18 protein-coding genes and 1 riboswitch are annotated in these 17,596 nt (G+C 49.8%); of the genes, 5 read left to right on the forward strand and 13 right to left on the reverse strand.

The annotated features are described in order from the left end of the window. Positions 1–39 precede the first annotated feature (39 nt). Positions 40–1,008, forward strand: a complete 969-nt coding sequence (locus ACQ4MZ_RS23015; protein ID WP_430848926.1) for a 3-keto-disaccharide hydrolase — start codon at positions 40–42, stop codon at positions 1,006–1,008. 29 nt (positions 1,009–1,037) lie between these two features. On the opposite strand, the gene ACQ4MZ_RS23020 is transcribed toward ACQ4MZ_RS23015, so the two are convergent. Continuing rightward, positions 1,038–1,799 carry a DNA alkylation repair protein gene (locus tag ACQ4MZ_RS23020; protein WP_430848928.1) on the reverse strand — a complete coding sequence of 254 codons (762 nt, stop codon included), beginning with the start codon at positions 1,797–1,799 and terminating at the stop codon, positions 1,038–1,040. 123 nt (positions 1,800–1,922) lie between these two features. On the opposite strand from ACQ4MZ_RS23020, the gene ACQ4MZ_RS23025 reads away from it, so the two are divergent. Then, the gene (locus ACQ4MZ_RS23025; RefSeq protein WP_430848930.1) at positions 1,923–4,430 is read left to right on the forward strand and encodes a phosphocholine-specific phospholipase C; all 2,508 of its coding nucleotides are present in this window, start codon (positions 1,923–1,925) and stop codon (positions 4,428–4,430) included. Between the two features lie 106 nt (positions 4,431–4,536). Here ACQ4MZ_RS23025 and ACQ4MZ_RS23030 read toward each other — a convergent pair whose 3' ends face one another. Then, entirely contained in the window at positions 4,537–4,941 is a 405-nt protein-coding gene (locus ACQ4MZ_RS23030) for a DoxX family protein (protein ID WP_430848932.1), read from the reverse strand. Positions 4,942–5,186: 245 nt separating this feature from the next. Here ACQ4MZ_RS23030 and ACQ4MZ_RS23035 point away from each other — a divergent pair, with 245 nt between their 5' ends. Together ACQ4MZ_RS23035 and ACQ4MZ_RS23040 are read left to right on the forward strand one after the other, a co-directional pair. Continuing rightward, a complete protein-coding gene (locus ACQ4MZ_RS23035; protein WP_106596662.1) occupies positions 5,187–5,489 on the forward strand; it encodes an RNA polymerase sigma factor in 303 nt (100 codons plus the stop codon). A 23-nt stretch (positions 5,490–5,512) separates the two neighbouring features. After that, the gene (locus ACQ4MZ_RS23040; RefSeq protein ID WP_430848935.1) at positions 5,513–5,857 is read left to right on the forward strand and encodes a hypothetical protein; all 345 of its coding nucleotides are present in this window, start codon (positions 5,513–5,515) and stop codon (positions 5,855–5,857) included. 12 nt (positions 5,858–5,869) lie between these two features. Here ACQ4MZ_RS23040 and ACQ4MZ_RS23045 read toward each other — a convergent pair whose 3' ends face one another. The 7 genes from ACQ4MZ_RS23045 to ACQ4MZ_RS23075 form a co-directional block, all read right to left on the reverse strand. Further along, the gene (locus tag ACQ4MZ_RS23045) at positions 5,870–6,433 is read right to left on the reverse strand and encodes a DUF1572 domain-containing protein (RefSeq protein WP_430848937.1); all 564 of its coding nucleotides are present in this window, start codon (positions 6,431–6,433) and stop codon (positions 5,870–5,872) included. Positions 6,434–6,481: 48 nt separating this feature from the next. Beyond that, positions 6,482–7,009, reverse strand: a complete 528-nt coding sequence (gene cobC, locus ACQ4MZ_RS23050) for an alpha-ribazole phosphatase (protein WP_430848939.1) — start codon at positions 7,007–7,009, stop codon at positions 6,482–6,484. Then, entirely contained in the window at positions 6,994–7,779 is a 786-nt protein-coding gene (locus tag ACQ4MZ_RS23055) for an adenosylcobinamide-GDP ribazoletransferase (RefSeq protein ID WP_430848941.1), read from the reverse strand. Before ACQ4MZ_RS23055 ends, cobC begins: the two co-directional genes overlap by 16 nt. Before the next feature lie 12 nt (positions 7,780–7,791). Beyond that, the gene (cobT, locus tag ACQ4MZ_RS23060; protein WP_430848943.1) at positions 7,792–8,826 is read right to left on the reverse strand and encodes a nicotinate-nucleotide--dimethylbenzimidazole phosphoribosyltransferase; all 1,035 of its coding nucleotides are present in this window, start codon (positions 8,824–8,826) and stop codon (positions 7,792–7,794) included. 2 nt (positions 8,827–8,828) lie between these two features. Continuing rightward, positions 8,829–9,341, reverse strand: a complete 513-nt coding sequence (locus tag ACQ4MZ_RS23065; protein ID WP_430848945.1) for a bifunctional adenosylcobinamide kinase/adenosylcobinamide-phosphate guanylyltransferase — start codon at positions 9,339–9,341, stop codon at positions 8,829–8,831. After that, positions 9,338–9,922 (reverse strand): cob(I)yrinic acid a,c-diamide adenosyltransferase, encoded by a 585-nt coding sequence (locus ACQ4MZ_RS23070; RefSeq protein ID WP_430848947.1) that lies wholly within the window; start codon positions 9,920–9,922, stop codon positions 9,338–9,340. The genes ACQ4MZ_RS23065 and ACQ4MZ_RS23070 overlap by 4 nt, the downstream gene beginning before the upstream one ends. Continuing rightward, positions 9,923–11,125: an ABC transporter substrate-binding protein gene (locus ACQ4MZ_RS23075; RefSeq protein ID WP_430848949.1), complete on the reverse strand. Its 1,203-nt coding sequence runs from the start codon at positions 11,123–11,125 to the stop codon at positions 9,923–9,925. Further along, positions 11,125–11,397, reverse strand: a riboswitch (cobalamin riboswitch). Its footprint overlaps the gene before it by 1 nt. Before the next feature lie 50 nt (positions 11,398–11,447). Between ACQ4MZ_RS23075 and ACQ4MZ_RS23080 the strand changes: the two genes are divergently transcribed. Next, the gene (locus ACQ4MZ_RS23080) at positions 11,448–12,347 is read left to right on the forward strand and encodes a hypothetical protein (protein ID WP_430848951.1); all 900 of its coding nucleotides are present in this window, start codon (positions 11,448–11,450) and stop codon (positions 12,345–12,347) included. Here the strand turns inward: ACQ4MZ_RS23080 and cbiB are convergent. From cbiB to ACQ4MZ_RS23100, 4 genes are read right to left on the reverse strand one after another with little or no spacing between them, the layout of a single operon-like run. After that, the gene (gene cbiB / locus ACQ4MZ_RS23085; protein WP_430848953.1) at positions 12,313–13,263 is read right to left on the reverse strand and encodes an adenosylcobinamide-phosphate synthase CbiB; all 951 of its coding nucleotides are present in this window, start codon (positions 13,261–13,263) and stop codon (positions 12,313–12,315) included. The genes ACQ4MZ_RS23080 and cbiB overlap by 35 nt on opposite strands. Then, on the reverse strand, positions 13,242–14,264 hold the full coding sequence (locus ACQ4MZ_RS23090) for a pyridoxal phosphate-dependent aminotransferase (RefSeq protein ID WP_430848955.1): 1,023 nt from the start codon (positions 14,262–14,264) through the stop codon (positions 13,242–13,244). Before ACQ4MZ_RS23090 ends, cbiB begins: the two co-directional genes overlap by 22 nt. A 3-nt stretch (positions 14,265–14,267) precedes the next feature. Further along, positions 14,268–15,743, reverse strand: a complete 1,476-nt coding sequence (locus tag ACQ4MZ_RS23095; RefSeq protein ID WP_430848957.1) for a cobyric acid synthase — start codon at positions 15,741–15,743, stop codon at positions 14,268–14,270. A 6-nt stretch (positions 15,744–15,749) separates the two neighbouring features. Then, positions 15,750–17,594 carry a magnesium chelatase subunit D family protein gene (locus tag ACQ4MZ_RS23100; RefSeq protein ID WP_430848959.1) on the reverse strand — a complete coding sequence of 615 codons (1,845 nt, stop codon included), beginning with the start codon at positions 17,592–17,594 and terminating at the stop codon, positions 15,750–15,752. Positions 17,595–17,596 lie beyond the last annotated feature (2 nt).

Here is a 17,596-nt window from a genome sequence, read left to right on the forward strand (position 1 = left end):
TATCTCTAACTTTCCCACCCTTTAATACCTAAAAAATTTATGAAGAAAGTATTCCAAACCAACCTGTACCGGACTTCCCGGAACTTGATGCTTTCGGCAGGTGCCCTGCTGATGGCAACCTTTTCGACCAAAGCTGACAACGCCCCCCTCGCCTCGCCGATCGAAGGGCGCTGGGACATTTCCGTAGATGCAAACGGCAAAGTATTACCGTCGTGGCTGGAAGTGCGCCACTCGGGTACCAAAACACTCGTAGGCCAGTTTACAGGCTTCTCAGGCAGCGCGCGGCCTATTTCCGTGATCCATTTCAAGGAAGGCAAATTCGATTTCGCAATCCCGCCGCAATGGGAACGCGGGGAAAATGACCTGAAAGTGGAAGGAACCGTTTCGGGTGATGCCATCACAGGATCATTGACCACCCCCGATGGAAAGACTTATAGCTACAAAGGCGTGCGCGCACCGTCACTGCGTGGAAAAGCCACACCCGCCTGGGGAGCCCCCATCAAACTGACGGCCGGCAACGAAATCAAAGGATGGCACGCGACCGGCGAAAACCAGTGGGTTGCTGAAAACGGCATTCTTCGCAGCCCGAAATCCGGCGCCAACCTGGTAACCGACCAGAAATTCGGCGATTTCAAACTGCACATCGAGTTCCGCATTCCAAAAGGCAGCAACAGCGGCGTGTACCTGCGCGGTCGTTACGAAGTGCAAATCACCGATGGCAAAGGCATGGAGCCGGCCCTCGACCAGATGGGCGCTATCTATGGTTTCATTACGCCTAGCGAAATGGTAGCCAAAGAAGCGGGGGAATGGAATACATTCGATATTACATTGGTAGGCCGCATGCTCACACTCGTGGCAAATGGCAAAACGGTGATCAGCAACCAGGAAATCCCCGGCATCACCGGCGGTGCATTGGATAGCAACGAAGGCGAACCAGGCCCGCTCTACATCCAGGGCGACCACGGCCCGGTGGAATACCGCAACATCGTGATCACACCAGCGAAATAACCCGCCGGAAGGCAACCATTCAAAGGCTGCTACCCTGCCCTTTTCAAACCCATATAGTAACTGCGCAAAGGCTTGTCGAAATGCTCGATCGAGTAACGCAGCAGGGTTCGGGGCATGGTAGCGGCATATTTATCGAGAAATTTCTGCAATTGCGGCCTGTTCACTTGTCCGGCGCTGCGTAGCATCCAGCCGGTGGCTTTGTGAATAAGGTCTTCCCGGTCGTTCAAAAGCAGCTCCGCGATCCGGAAAGTGTCTTCAACATCCCCTTTTCGGATGAAATGCCCCGTGGCGACAATGGCCGTCCGGCGCTCCCAGATGTTTTCGGAAACAGCCAGTTTGTAAAGCACATCCCTCGGCTCACCGGAAACATACAAATACCCTCCTACCACATGTGGCGCGCAGATATCCACCAGATCCCAGTTATTAATCCTGTGCGTGTTACGCAGGTACAACTCATATAGTAGCTTCCGTTGATGCATCGTGGTCTTTCTGCTCCTGGCCTGCTTATCGATAATGCTCAATGCGCCGGTGCGGATTTCGTGAATGGGACTTTGAAGCAGCACTTCGATTTCTTCCAAAGGCATATGGATATAAGCCTTCGCCATTTCAAAAATCTGCCCCATACGCACACCCATGAACACATCGCCCTCCCCATACTGCCCCTCTCCGGTTTTGAAGTAGCGCATCAGCTTCATGGCCTCAACCGGCGAGCGGTATTTTTCGATGTGTTGAATGAACCGCCCGGCGGTAGGGTTCAGCTGTTTTTCTTTAATTAGTTCGATGGCTGCCATAGATAAGTGCTTGAAAGTGCTTTTCTCAAATATAACGATATAAAAATCATCAAATCATAACCCCTGCGTAACAACCGGTAACGGTACCGCCGGTAATTTTGACGTCCTAAACTCACAGATTAAATGGATTCGAGAAGAGATTTTTTGAAAAAAGCGGCCCTGCTCGCAGGTACGGGCGCGATGGCGAATACACTCCCGCCTGTGATACAAAAAGCCCTGGCGATCGACCCCGCACCGGGCAGCACATTTTATGATGCCGAGCACATCGTATTCCTGATGCAGGAAAACCGCTCGTTCGATCACCAGCTCGGTATGTTGCAAGGCGTACGAGGCTTCAACGACCCACGGGCGATCGACCTCGCCAATAAAAACAAAGTATGGTTTCAAACCAACAAAGCCGGCGAAACTTACGGGCCTTTCCGCCTCAATGTGAAGGATACCAAAGTCGCCTGGATGGGCTCTATTCCGCACGGCTGGACCGACCAGACCGACGCCATGAACAATGGCAAATACGACCGCTGGCTCGACGTCAAAGCCCCTCGTAACAAACAATATGCGCATATCCCGCTCACTATGGGCTATTGCGACCGTTCCGATTTTCCGTTCTATTACTCACTTGCCGATGCATTCACCGTTTGCGACCACAATTTCTGCTCGAGTATTACCGGCACCCACCCGAACCGTTACTACTGGATGACGGGAACCGTGCGCGAGAAAAACGAGCCGGCCGGCCTTGCGCATTTGTGGAACATCAGCAACTACGAATACCCAGAGCTCGAATGGAAAACCTACCCCGAACGCCTTGAAGAACATGGTATCAACTGGAAAGTCTATCAGAATGAGCTCACGATGGGTTATGGCCTCAAAGGCGAGGAAAGTGCCTGGCTCAGCAACTTTGGTACCAATGTATTGGAGTATTTCAAAGCTTACAATGTGCGGTTCCACGAAGGCGGGATCGCCAATCTGGAAAGCAAGCGGCAGGCGATTGTCCAAACTATTGCCGATCTCGAAAAAGAGGCGGCTACCGATTCCCGTGTGGTTACGAGGCTTGCTGCGGCCAGGAGATTATTAAAAAACATCGAAACGGCACAAACCAAATTCAATAAGGATACGTACGCCAGCCTTTCGGACAGGGATAAGAAACTGAACGACAGGGCATTCTGCACTAATATAAAAGACCCGCATTTCCACGAACTGACATCGATGCAGTATTCCGACAATGGGACTGAAAGGACATTGAGCGTACCGAAAGGCGATGTGTTCCACCAGTTTCGGGAGGATGTGAAGAATGGCACCTTGCCGACCGTCTCCTGGCTGATGCCGCCTGCGCATTTCTCGGATCACCCGGGCGAGCCATGGTTTGGCCCGTGGTATGTAAGTGAGGCAATGGAGATTTTGCTGCAAAATCCCGAGGTTTGGAAAAAGACCATTTTCATCGTGACTTACGACGAAAACGACGGTTATTTCGATCATTTGCCGCCATTTACAGTTCCTAATCCTTACAAAGAAGGTACTGGCAAGGTGTCTGCCGGCATTGATCCTAAGCTGGATTTTGCATTAGCCGATCAACAAACCAACCCTTCGGCCGACCCCGCCAACATTCGCGAGGGTTCCATTGGCCTGGGCTACCGCGTGCCGATGATCATCGCTTCCCCTTGGTCGAGAGGCGGCTATGTGAATTCAGAGGTATTCGATCACACTTCTTCACTCCAATTCCTCGAAAACTTTCTGGAAAAGAAGTTTAATAAAAAGGTGAACGAGGAGAATATTACCCAATGGCGCCGGACCATCTGTGGCGACCTCACGTCGGTATTCAGGCCCTATAACGGTGAGAAGATTGAAAAACCGGCTTTTCTGGAACAAAAGCAGTTCATTGAAAGCATTCACCAGGCGCAGTTCAAAGAGGCTCCCGAAAATTTCAAAAAACTCGGCGCATCTGACCTGGCTGTGTTGAACAACAACCCTCAAAACTCCGCACTATTTCCGGTTCAGGAAAAAGGCGTTCGCCCGGCTTGCGCGTTACCCTACGAACCATTTGTGAATGCACAGCTCAGCAAAGGTGGTGATGTGCTGCAACTGTCGTTTAAGGCAGGTAACCAGCTTTTCGGCGCAAACGCCAGCGGCATTCCTTACCGGGTGTATGCGATGAAACCCTACCGCAACGAAGCGCTCCGCTCCTGGGATTACAGCGTTGCTGCCGGCGACAGGCTCACTGACGATTGGCAACTGGCTGATTTCGAAAGCAATGCTTACCACCTGCGTGTATACGGCCCGAATGGCTTTTACCGCGAGTTCATCGGCAATGCGGCCAATCCGAAGCTGAAAGTGAGCTGTGAGTACGAAGTAAAATCGGATAAACCGACCGGCAATGTGCTGGTAACCATTGAGAACCTGGATTCGAAACCACACGCCGTAAGGATTGCAGATAATAGTTATAAAACCGGGGTCAAAAACAAGACATTCGCCGTCGGCGGAAAGGCATCGCTTGTCCTGAACTTAGGCAAATCATTCCATTGGTACGATTTCAGCGTGAAAGTGCCAGGTTATGACGGTTATGAAGAACGTTTCGCAGGACACGTTGAAACCGGCGCAGCTACGAAAACCGACCCATTGATGGGCGGCATAGTGTAGTGTATACATACCCCCAAATACACTCGGTCTTAGCATGTAACAACAAAACGGCCGGGAACACAACGCTCCCGGCCTGATAGATTTGTTGATGAATGCAATCTGACCGCTATTTTTTGAAGGGAATCAATGCACGTACCCGCTCGTCGCGCAAGTACAAACCCGCCCACACAAGCACTCCAAACACAGCCGCAAAATACAGCGGCTGTCCAACGCGCACCATCACCGCGATCGCTCCGCCAAGGTAACCAGTGATCAAAATGGCTCCCAGAATGCATGTACGAGGAATAATGTAAAGGATGGTGGAGATCAGCAATGCGATCCCGATGCTCTGCACCTGGTCGGCCGGCCAACCCAGTGCAACGGAGCCTTCCATATGGTGCGATTCCTTAAATACCTTACCTAGTGCGTCGAACAAGAGGAACAAAACACACAGCGCGCTGATAATCTTGCCGGCAAGTGCGGCCTTATCGGTACGATCTTTTGCCGCTGGGGTAACAAATGTAGCTTCCATGATTTCTTTTGGTTTATACAGGTTTTGTTTGATTGATTGGTTGATACAAAACTAATAGGTACCAAAAGGTCGGGCGCTGTGTAATAACGGCAGTATTAGGGGGCATTTGCGCCACTACCAGAACGTTATATGCCTAATCAGGTACAATTAGATTCGTTTCTACCGCGTTGTAGGTTACAAAAAGTAGAAATTATTAGTAACTTGCTTATATCTGAAATTCAAACGTAGCCCGCAAAACCTGAAATATGAAAGAACCGATCATGCAGGATCATATCCTTGCTGCAAGCATTCGCAATGGCGACATACCCTCTTTCACAAGGGTTTACGAAACCTACCACGCCTACTTGTTCCGCTTTGCATTACGGTTTTTGAAATCCACAGAGCATGCCGAAGAAGCCGTACACGATGTATTCCTGAAACTATGGGAAAACCGCGATGGATTGAACAACGAATCCTCGCTGAAATGCTACCTGCTTAAAATCTGCAAAAGCCACATTTTCCACACGCTTACGCGCGCAGGCAAAGAGCAGGCCGTGCTGCAACTTTGACCATTCCGAACCGGGCCAGATCAATGGATAAAGAAATTCATATCAGGAACCTCGTTTACAAATACATCTCGAACCAATGCGACGGTCGCGAGCAGGACGAACTGCTCCGGCACCTGCAAACGCCGGCAGGCAAGTGGGTTTTTGATGAAGTAATGACTTCGGAAGCTGGTAAAATCTTTACAAAAAGCGAGGAGATCGAACCTGCGGTATCCAGCCGACTTCTGGGACGCTTGCGACAAAGTATGGTCGCGGAAGAAGCCCTAAGCCAACAATCTACTCCCTTCTACCGCAAAAGTAGTTTTATTCAAATTGTTACGGCCGTATTGGTGCTGCTGACCGCCCTGGCGTTCTACTGGTTCATGACATGAGCCGAATCGCTCCTACTTTTTAAGATATTCGTCCGTGAAATGCGTCCTGGCTTTGGGTTGGGCGAATTTCTCATTGTTATAATTCTGCGATTTGCCGCGAGGGATCGAAAGCGACGACCATTTTTCATCCAGCGCCATTTTCCCGATGAATACGATCTGTCCGACATGATAGGGATAATGCGCCAATTGCCGGTTAATGGCTTCCATAACCGAATGCCCCTGATTCCGGATATAAACAACGGTGTCCCAATTCGACGCATTCAATGAATCCAGTGCATCGAAAAGACAATTCCAGCCCTCGTTCCACTTCGCCAACAGATCGTCGCGGCCATGGATGTCGTTGTCGAATTCAGCGTCTCGGTTACGCGATTCCTTTTCGCCGTCTGTTGTCAGGAAATCAGTCCATCGAGACAGCATATTGCCCCACAAATGCTTCACGATACTGGCGACGCTATTACTTTCCTCATTGTATTTCCAGAAAAGCTGTTCGTCGCTGAGCTGCGCAATGGTCTTTTCACCCAGCATTTTGTAGTACTCAAACTGCTTTCTGACACTGTCGATGTATTCCTGGTTCACGGCCCTGTGGTTTTGAGGTTGATTTGTATTACACCAAATTACTAATTGCTATTGACTAATACGAACCCGGATCACTTCTCCGTAGGCTACTTTAATATCGAAAATATCGGTCAGCGCTATCTCGTTGACGATCGAAAGAATCAGCCGGATCACACCTGCGTGCGTCACAATGGCAACTTTCTTGTATTGAAATGGCCCTAATTCCGCCCAAAACTCGCTCACGCGGGCGTACATCTGCATCATACTCTCGCCCCCGGGTGTGCATACGTTCACATAGTCGTCCATCCAGGCTTGCAATGCCTGCTGATCGACAGCGTCCCAGGTTTTGCCTTCCCATTCCCCGAAATCCAGTTCCTGCAAGCGGTTATCAACCACATATACGGGTGAAATCGCCCCGGCAAGCTCGGTACATCGGAATGCCGGACTGGAATAGGTTACTTCAAAATCCGTATCGAGCTGCGAGCGTACGGCAGCCAATTCGGATTCAAAATCGGCATGCAGTAAAAGTTCTTTCCGCCCGTAAATCAGCCCAGGCTCGAAGACTGGCTTCGTGTGGCGAATCAGATAAACTTCCATAACACGACGATGTAAAAGTAGAATGCAACTTCACAAACCTGTTGAATGGCGCCCAGGCAGTCGCCGGTATAGCCGCCGATCCATGTTTTGAAATATCGCGCCAGCAGGATCGTGATCACCCCTAATACCAGAATGGCTACCAAAAGTTGCGGTTGGCGCAGATACACAACCATCCCAAACAAAGGCAAAATTCCAAACGCAACGGCCGAAATAAGCACCGAAAAAGGCGGTTTCTCAGCAACAGGCTTTGCTTTGCTATCGGTATCACGCGAGTAAGGGAGCATATAAATGACAAAAACCGGCATAAGCCTGCTCAACGCGTGCCCGCTAATCAGCACGCCAATGACGGCACTTTCCTGGCCAACAATCGATTGCAGCAGTGCGAACTTCAATGCAAGAATTAATATCAAGCCCACGGAAGCATAGGTACCTACGCGGCTGTCTTTCATGATTTCCAGGATCTTTTCACGCGTCCATCCGCCTCCGAAACCGTCACACACGTCCGCAAAACCATCTTCGTGAAATGCGCCGGTCAAGAGAATGGAAATGGCCATGGAGCACAGAACGGCTATCGATGGGTTCGTGAGGTAATCCGCCACGGCCCAGACTATTCCGGCAGTCAGGCCTACAATCCAGCCAACGAGCGGCAGATAAGCTGTCGCCAGACTCAGGTTTTCAGGCCGGTAAACCAGCCACTTCGGCGCAGGCAACCGGGTGTAGAATTGCAGTGCTGTGAAAAACAGATCCAGCTGATGACGAACGTAGGACATCGGTTATCGATTTTAAGCAGACCTCTCCGTTTTCTGGCTTACGCCTGCACTTTCAAAACTCGCCATTTCATTCAGAAACGCAACCGCACTTTGCAGCAGTGGATAAGCGAGCGCACAGCCAGTCCCTTCCCCGAGACGCATATCCAGTTTTAACAATGCATCTGCACCCATTGATTGAAGCAGCAGACGGTGTCCTCTTTCATCGGATTGATGGCAAAAAACCGCATATCGCTGAACCGACGGGTCTATTTTAAAAGCAGACAAATAACTGACAGATGCAATAAAGCCATCCACCAGCACAAGCATGCCCAACCGCGCAGCTTCCAGCATCGCACCGCACATCATGGCGATCTCAAACCCGCCGAACGTAGCCAATACCGATTCAGCATCGTTACGTACATGCTGATGATGTTCCAACGCTTTGGTGAGTACTGCTATCTTTCTGCCCAACTGCTCCTCGTCTAGTCCCGTCCCCCTCCCTACGCATTCGGATACGGGGATATTCAACAAGCGGCTCATGATCGCCGACGCCGAAGAGGTGTTTCCAATGCCCATTTCACCAAAACCAATCACATTACAGCCCGTCTGCTGCACTTTCCGGACTAGCACGGCTCCTTTTTCCAGACATTGACGGCATTCGGCGTTAGTCATCGCGGGTTGTTGCGCAAAGCTTTTAGTACCAAAGTTGACCTTTGCGTCGACCAGCCTTTCATTTTGACCAAAATCATAATCCACGCCTGCATCTACCAACAACAGGTTAATGCCATGCTGCCGTGTAAAAACATTGATTGCCGCGCCACCGCCGATGAAGTTGAGCACCATCTGCGGGGTAACCTCCGACGGATAGGCACTCACACCCTCCGAGGCTATCCCATGACTGGCTGCAAAAACAATGATATGCGGGTTGACCAGCTCCGGCGACAACGTATCTTGTACCGAAGCAATCTGAAATGCCAGTTTTTCAAGAATCCCCAAAGCGCCCTGCGGCTTGGTTTTCAAATCAATTTTCGCTTGAATTTCCTGACTGGTAATCGTAGCGGTATGCATAGTTATTGGATTGTTTTTAAGATTAATGGAAGTCCCGACACCAGCATAATCGCCTCTTGTGCAGCAGCAGCCACATACTGATTGGCCCAGCCTTGCAAATCGGTAAATTTCCGGCCTGCTTCGGTTTCTGCATGGACACCCATGCCTATTTCGTTGGAAATGATGATCAAAGTGGCATCAACAGTCAATAGCGCATCGACTTCTGCTTTGAATGCCGCCAGCGCTTTTTCAATATCGTATTCAAACGCGACAAACAGATTGGTCAGCCACAATGTAACACAGTCGACCACAGCTACTCTTCCGGCCAGCGGCAACAGGTGAATATCCCGCTCGCTTTCCAGCGCTGTCCATTCCGGCCCCCGCTCGTCCTGATGCCGTTTCACCCGTCGGCCAAAATCCTCGTCCCAAATCCTGGATGTAGCCACATATACCGGATTAGCACTTTTTTGCAAAGCGAGATCCATCGCAAACCTGCTTTTGCCACTCCGGACGCCGCCGGTCACATAGATGATCATGACGGTTCAGCGTTTTTGAAACGCTTGTATAGAAACAGTTGCCATTTTTCTTCCGCCACCCCTGCTTTGTCCATCTCGGCACGAGCGAGCGTGAAAAACAGGTCCGAAAGGCGGTTGATATAGGCCGGGATCGCTTCATGCACCTCATCGGTTTTGATCAGCGACACCAACCGGCGCTCTCCCCGGCGCATTTGCGTACGTGCGATGTGGCAAAGTGCCGATACCTCATTCCCGCCCGGCAGCAGAAAATAGTCCGAAGGCGAAGTCATAGCAGCTTCCAGCGCGTCGATCCACTCCTCACAAAAAGCGGCGCCATCCACCGGCATCGGGTTTTTATTCTCCTTTTTGGCATCCGATGGCCGTGCCAGGTGCGACATCATATCCATCAGGTCCTTTTGGATTTTATGCAAATTGGACTGCCATTCATGCCCGGCACCGAGCTTTACCCGTAAAAGCCCGATCGTCGAATTCGCTTCATCGAGCGTCCCGATGCATTCGATGCGCACATCGTCCTTGCTCACCCTGCTCCCGCCAAATAGCCCGGTGGTGCCTTTATCGCCCTTTTTGGTATATATTTTCATTTAATTAATTGATTTATAATAGATCAACTCGTGATTCGGTAATAGCTCCGGGTGGATAATACGGATCAGATCGGCCAGTACCAAATGCGGGTTTACCGCGCCGGACTCCCAGTAATCGTTGGCCCCCTGCGCATTCATGCGTTTGTTATAGCTGTAAATGTGATTGGTTTTAAATGCCTTGAAATCCGCATAACGGATATCTCGCGCGAGGACGTCCTTCTTCGTCTGTACATTTCCGATACTTACATTCAGCCAGAAGTCGGCCTGCAATGCAATGGGATAAACGGTTTCAAAACTGAGTGGCAAGCTTCCGGTTGCCTTTGTTCCGGACCAATGATACGAGGCGCCCGCGTCCTGGAAGAAGCGGTTTACGTAACTATCACCATTTGGAACATTCCACGCGTCTTTGGAATTCATTCCGGTAATCAGGCTCGGGCGCATTTTTAGATTTTGGGTCAGACGGGCCAGTCGTTCGTACTCTTGCTCGACGTTAGCGAACTTCCTATTCACTTCCCCTTCCTTATTGATCAACGCTGCCAGGAGTTTCACCCACTCCGCCCTACCCAGCGGCGTCGTTTCCACCCATTCCGAATTGACCATTACCGGTATCCCCGCCTGATGCAGTGATTCGTAACGGCTAACCTTCGAAACGGGGTTCCCTGTCGCCATAATGAGGTCCGGATGCATGCTTACCAGCAGTTCCTCATTGAGCCCCTGATCCTTTCCTACTTCGACAACCTTGCCCAATTTAATGCGATCAAGTACTTTGGCGGAAGAGACATATTTGAGGTTACCCATACCTGTAAGAATATCCTCACAATCCAAAAAGCCAATCAACCCGATGTGCAGTGACGACATTGCCACCATGCTTCGCACGGGAATTTCGATGAGCTGGCTGTCTTTGTACCCGATCGGTCGCGGCTTTCCACGTTGTACCAGCACATACGTGAGCGTGTCCGTCGATTTTTCGAACGGGCTCATGATCTTGACTACCTTGTAATATTTATGATAAGTAATTTTAAAGCCTTTGGCGTGGGCCACTTTGGCTTTTTCAGGAAACAGGTCGGGGCCTGAATAATGGGAATCGCCTTTTTCGTAAAGCGATGACGAAGTGCTGCAACTAGCCAACAAGCGGCACAGCAGCAGGGCTGCAAGTATTTTTCTGATAATCATGTAGTCACCGGCCTTTCTTCCGAAAGCCATATTAACAATGTTTGCAGGCAGGTCTTCTGACTCGTTCAGGTCGTTGGCGCCTTCCCGGGTTAGTGAGTGAATGAGTCAATGAATGAATGACTGAATGCTTTTTAATTACAAACATTCACTTATTCACTCATTCGCACATTCACTCATTGTAATCCCAGTGGCACAATTGCCAGGACCGTTAGTGAACTTACAGCAGCGGAGACTGTTCCGGATTCCCACCGGATTCCCTTTTAATCACGCATGACGCGTGTACCTGGATGACCGCAAAACTAGCAATATTTTATTGGTTATCATTGCAGAGTTTCATTTACACACACGCTTCATGCAACGCGACGACACTCTCTGGAAATCGATCCTGGAAGATATTTTCGAAGATTTCCTGCTCTTCTTCTACCCGAACGCAGCTTCCTATTTCGATTTCTCCAAAGATTTCGAATACCTCGATAAAGAGCTGGAACAATTATTCCCGCCGGAGGATAATTCGTACCAGACCCGCTTTGTAGACAAACTTGTAAAAGTGTATTGCCAAAACGGCGACAACGAATGGATACTCGTGCACATCGAGGTGCAGGGCTACCATGATCCCCATTTCAATCGCCGAATGTTTACTTATTACTCCCGGATACTCGATAAGTATGACAAACCTGTCACGGCATTCGCCATTTTCACGGAGAACAATGCGGCGTTTAGGCCTTGTGAATATTACAGGGAATTTATGGGAACGAGTATTTTGTACAGGTTTAACGCATTCAAAATCCTGGAACAAGACGAGCAGATGTTGCGGGAAAGTGACAATCCGTTTGCTGTAGTGGTGTTGACGGCTCTGATTGCATTGAAATGCAAACATATTACCGAGGACGAAATACTTGCTATTAAATTAACACTTGCCAGGAATCTTCTCGGCAAAGGATTTTCAAAGAGAAAAATCTCTAAGTTAATGAATTTTCTTCGCTACTATATCCGCTTTGAAAAGGTTGAAGCAATCGCTAAATTTGACCATATCATCAGTCACTTAACTAATCGATCGACGACAATGGGTATCGAAGAATTTCTGTTGGATAGAGCAAAAAAAGAGGGGGAGAACAACAAAGCAACAGAACTAATAACCAATCTATTAAGAGAAACGTCGTTCACAGTAGAGGTAATCGCACGTCTGGCGGGTGTATCGCCCGAATTTGTAACCGAAATCAAACTGGGCAAGACATCTCGACTGCCCAACTGACCAGGATAACTATCAGCACCATCGCCAAACAGGTCCGCTGATTGACACTTGCCGCTCTTGCGATTTCCTGCGGTTCAATTACCCGGTCATTCTCCCCGATAAACGGCTTGTCGACTACCTGCCCGTGATAGACATTCGCCCCGCCGAAGCGGCAATCCAAAATCCCAGCTAATGCTGCTTCGGGATACCCGGCGTTCGGGCTTTTATGTCTGTGCCCGAATTTGAAGACAAATCGCAATCCACGCCTGCTTCCTGTCACTAAAACCATCAGCAAGGCCGTCAGCCTGGCAGGCATAAAATTTGCCACATCATCCAGCCTTGCCCCAGATTTCCCGAACCATTCATAGCGCTCGCTGCGGTAACCCAGCATGGAATCCATCGTATTGATCATCTTGTAAGCCATCATACCCGGAACGCCTGCCAGAGCATAGTAAAAAAGCGGTGCTACCACGCCATCACTGAGATTTTCGGACATTGTTTCCAGCACTGCAACGCGTATTTGCTGCGCATTCAGGTTTGAGGTATCCCTGCCTACAATTCTTGAAAGTTGCTTCCTACCTGCTTCCAAGCCTTCATTTTCCAGCGCTGAAAATACCGCCCGTCCCTCCGCGATAAGCGAATGGTTGGCCAAACCATAGTAAACACAAATACTATTGATTACCAGATACATTGCGGGTGCGTGCAGAAGCAATGCATTAAGCCTGTAAAAAAAGTAGAACACCAGCACTACAAGGGTTATGCTCAATATAGCCCCTTTCAGAAATCGGAAGCGGCCACGATTCAACCATTTTTCACCCAGCGCAATTGCGTTACCAAATACTCGTACGGGGTGTGGCCAGTTGTCGGGGTCGCCCAACCGGAGATCGAGCAGGTAACCTGCGATCAAGGGGCAGATCAGTAATACAGCGCCTGCCATTCTTTCAATGCATTGATCATCTTCTCGTTATCATCCGGCCGCTGGGTAGCGAGCCGAAAATGCTGCCGGGTGAGGCCGCGGAAGTTACCTGCGTCACGAATCAGCAAGCCATGTTTTTCGATCAGAAAATCTTTCAACTGAGCGGCGTTCCGCACCAAAGTTCTGACCAAAAAGAAATGCGTATCGCTTTCCAGCACTTCAACGCATTCCAATTTCTGCAATTCTTGAACGAACGTTCTTTTATCAGTCAGGAGTCGGGAAACCGGGGGCTGAATCCGATCGAAATGATCGTAAATGTAATGCCCCGCCGCCATCGCCAGCGTATTGACCGTCCAGGGTTGTTTGATATTCATTAACGAATCAACAATTTCTTCCCTCGCCAGTAAATAACCGAGACGTAACCCCGGAATCGCATAAATCTTGGTAAGTGAACGCATAATCAACAAGTTTGGAAACCGAGCCATCAGCGAAACAGCCGAATCCGCTCCCTCAGTGAAATCAATAAATGCCTCGTCAACTGCAAAAAGGCATTGCGGGTTCAGTTTGAGCCAATATTGTAAGTCACTAAAAATAAGCCCGGTAGGATTATTCGGATTACAAATAAATACCAGATCGGTTTTCAATCTTGGCAATTCCAAAGCCTCCTGCCAGCTCAAACTGGCTATTTCATGCCCGAACGATAGGCATGCGTCTTCATATTCTGCAAATGAAGGCGTAACAATCGTCGTCCGTTTCCCGGAGAACAATTGCGCGATCAGGTAGATGCTTTCGGTCGTGCCGCTGCATACCAGCAACTGCGCTACCGACATTTGGTGATGTCGTGCGATCTTTTCCCGCAAACTCTCTGCCAGTACCTCAGGATAACGGTTTATTTCACTCCATTTTTCGAAAACATACGCTTTCAAACCGGCCGGTTCGCCTTCATACCAGACATTCGTACTGAAATCCGCGATGATCTTGCTGCCGTAACGATAGCCATCGTCGCCGTGCCCGTGTAACATATTCTACTCAGCTATACTGTTGTAAATCAACTCCATATTAATGTTCTGACGCAGCAAATCCGCCAGTTTATCATATTGCTGTTCCTTAAATTGCTGATAGTCGTACCGCATACCTTCCTCTTTGGTATAAGGGGCCAATACGTGGTCGATTACCACCTGATTGTCCAGAATACCGTGAAGATAGGTACCCCAGGTACGTGCATCGCGGAAGTACCCGTCGTGGCGGCCGTTAGAGAATGTGGCAACGGCCTCCCCGGGCTGCAATGCGATGGTTTCGCCCATGTGGATCTCATAGCCCGAACATGGCTCCTCGCTTTGGCGGAACCGGAATGCACACTGCAATGTCGTTTTCTCAAATTGCAGTGTGGTTTTTACAGGCAATAACCCCAGCCCGGGCAACTCTTCAATATCACTTTCGACATGATGAGGATCGAGAATGCGCTCACCAAGCATCTGGTAGCCCCCGCAAATGCCGATAACGGTCTTGCCAAGCTTGTGCGCATCATAAATGGCTTTCGCGACACCGCTATTTTTCACGGCCAGCATGTCTTCGATCGTATTTTTACTTCCCGGGATGATGATCACCGAGGCTTTGGCAATTTCTAAGGGTTCATTGGTATAATACAAATTCACCCGCGGATCTTTTTCAAGGCGGTCGAAATCAGTGAAGTTCGAAAGCCTTTTCAACAGGATCACCGCCACATTCACTTTACCTTCTACCGCCGACCGGTATTTGAGCTCCAACGAAACAGAGTCTTCCTGTTCGATGTAGATATCTCTGAAATAAGGTAAAATACCCATCACTGGCAGCCCCGTCAACTCTTCAAGCATTCTTTTACCTTCTTCAAACAACCGGCCGTCTCCCCTGAACTTGTTGATAATGATGCCCTTCATACACGCGCGCTCCTCAGGCGTGAGCAATGCAATGGTGCCATAAACACTCCCGAAAATTCCGCCTTTATCGATGTCAGCGATCAGATACACAGCCGCCCCGGCGTGTGCAGCCATTCTTAGATTCGTAATATCCCGATGTTTGAGATTAAGCTCCGAAATACTCCCCGCTCCTTCCATAACAATCGGCGAATACCTGGCAGCAAGCCGATCGAACGCGTCCTTAACCGCCGAAAATAACTCTTTACGGTCATTCGCCATAAAGTACTGATAGGCCGACTGGTTCCCGACGGGTTTGCCGTTCAAAATGACTTGCGAAGTCTTGTCGTTCGTCGGTTTGAGCAACACGGGATTCATATCGGACTCGCATGGGACTTGCGCTGCTTCCGCTTGCACGGCTTGCGCCCGCCCAAGTTCGAGGCCGTCGGCCGTTACAAAGCTATTGAGCGACATATTCTGCGCTTTAAACGGCGCCGGTTGGTAGCCATCCTGCTTGAATATCCTGCAAAAACCAGCTGTGATCACACTTTTACCTACATCCGAGCCAGTTCCTACGAACATAATAGGACGTAATTTCTTGGTATTCATTTGCATTTAGATATCAATACGGCCTGCGATAGAACCCGTGATTTCATTGACTGAAAGTTCCTGAAGCAATAAATATTCCCCGCCCAGCGCTGCCGCGAGTTCCTTTGCTTTTCCGTAACGGACATAGCCGCCTTCCGTATCCAGCACTAATGCGGGATGTTTCAGACTTCCAGCGAGGTGTAATGATTGCGCCCATGCATCCCCGCCCGCGCCGGGCAGAGGTACATTAGCCTTCCCATCACTTAATATCACCAGAAACGGTTGAATTCGTTCGCTTTTTACGGCAGAACTGAGCATTTTCCCTGCCAGTTGCAATGCATGCGGCAACGGTGTGCGGCCTCCTGCCGGCAGTTTTTCCAATGCCTGTGCCGCAAGCTCTATACTTCGGGTGGGTTCGAGCAGCACCGTCGCTTCCACACCGCGGAAACTAATCACAGCCACCATATTACGTTTCTGATACGCATCTTGCAGCAAATTCATTACGCTTCCTTTCACAGCCTCCATTCGCTTGCCCGCAACCATTGAGCCGGAGGCATCTACCACAAAAACAATGAGGTGACCGGCCTTCCCATTTCTGACTTTCTGATGCAGGTCCTGCCTGCCGATATGCAGTTGGTCGGGATCGCGTGCCAAGGCGTGCAGTATTGTTTCAGTCAAGGCAATATCCGTAGTGGTATCGCTTTTAACAGCCCGCACCTGGAAACCTTTCTCACTTTGCCTGGCCTTAATTGCACGACCATTCGTTGAATCTGGCATGGTAACAGGTTCAACATTCGGCAATTCTGGAATATTCATTCTAAAATCAATCCCAGCGACAGTCTCATTGCCGCCGCTGTCATAATTTTCTTCACTACATTCCCTTTTTTCCTCATCACTTACCTCAGTTTTTGTGTGATTTGAAGGTTGAATGCCAGGCTGTGCAGCATCGTCTTGCTCTGAATTTTTCTGACTATCGTCCGGGGACTGACTGGTTTGTGGCGGCAGTGCCTTTTTCCCCTTTCTGTGGCTCAAAACCAGCTCGGCTCCTTCGCGTATGTCCTGCGGAGTTACCACTGCCCGCCCATTCAATGCGGCAATGGTAATCGCTGTTTTGTATAGCACAATGTCGGCACGCAGGCTGCTCACGTCCCATTCAATGCATAGCTGGCTGATCATTTTAAGCAACCCGTCGGGCATTTGCACAAGCGGCAGCAAAGCCCTGGCCCTGCTTATTTCTTCCCTCACAACTTCCTGTGCATTCGCCCAGTGATTCGCAAACGTCACTGGATCGCTTTCAAATGCAATCCTTCTCCGCACTACCTCGGCCCTGCTCAACACATCGGTTTGGGACCCTACTTCCACCATGAGTCCGAAGCGGTCCAAAAATTGCGGGCGCAGGTTTCCTTCTTCCGGGTTCATTGTCCCGATCAGGACAAACCGTGCAGGATGGCTCACCGACAATCCTTCCCTCTGAACTATATTAACCCCCGAGACCGCCACATCCAGCAGCACATCCACCAGGTGATCGGCCAGGAGATTTACCTCGTCTATATATAAAATTCCTTCGTGCGCGCTCGCGAGCAGGCCTGGGAGCAATTTTTTAGTTTTATTGGAAAGGATCGCCTCGACGTCCAGACTGCCAAGTACCCGATCCTCGGAAGCGCCCAGCGGCAAATCGACGAATGGTACCGGTTCGCCCGAATGTGTCAGCACCGGCATTACTTCCGCCAATCCCCGTACGGCGGTGCTTTTCGCTGTGCCCTTTTCTCCCTTGATCAGCACTCCGCCGATGCCGGGATTGATCGCACACAGCAGCAATGCTTTTTTCAGTTTCTCTTGCCCGACAATCGCGGAAAACGGGTATAAATTCATTT

The organism is Dyadobacter sp. BHUBP1, from assembly GCF_050587785.1.
Lineage (GTDB): Bacteria > Bacteroidota > Bacteroidia > Cytophagales > Spirosomataceae > Dyadobacter.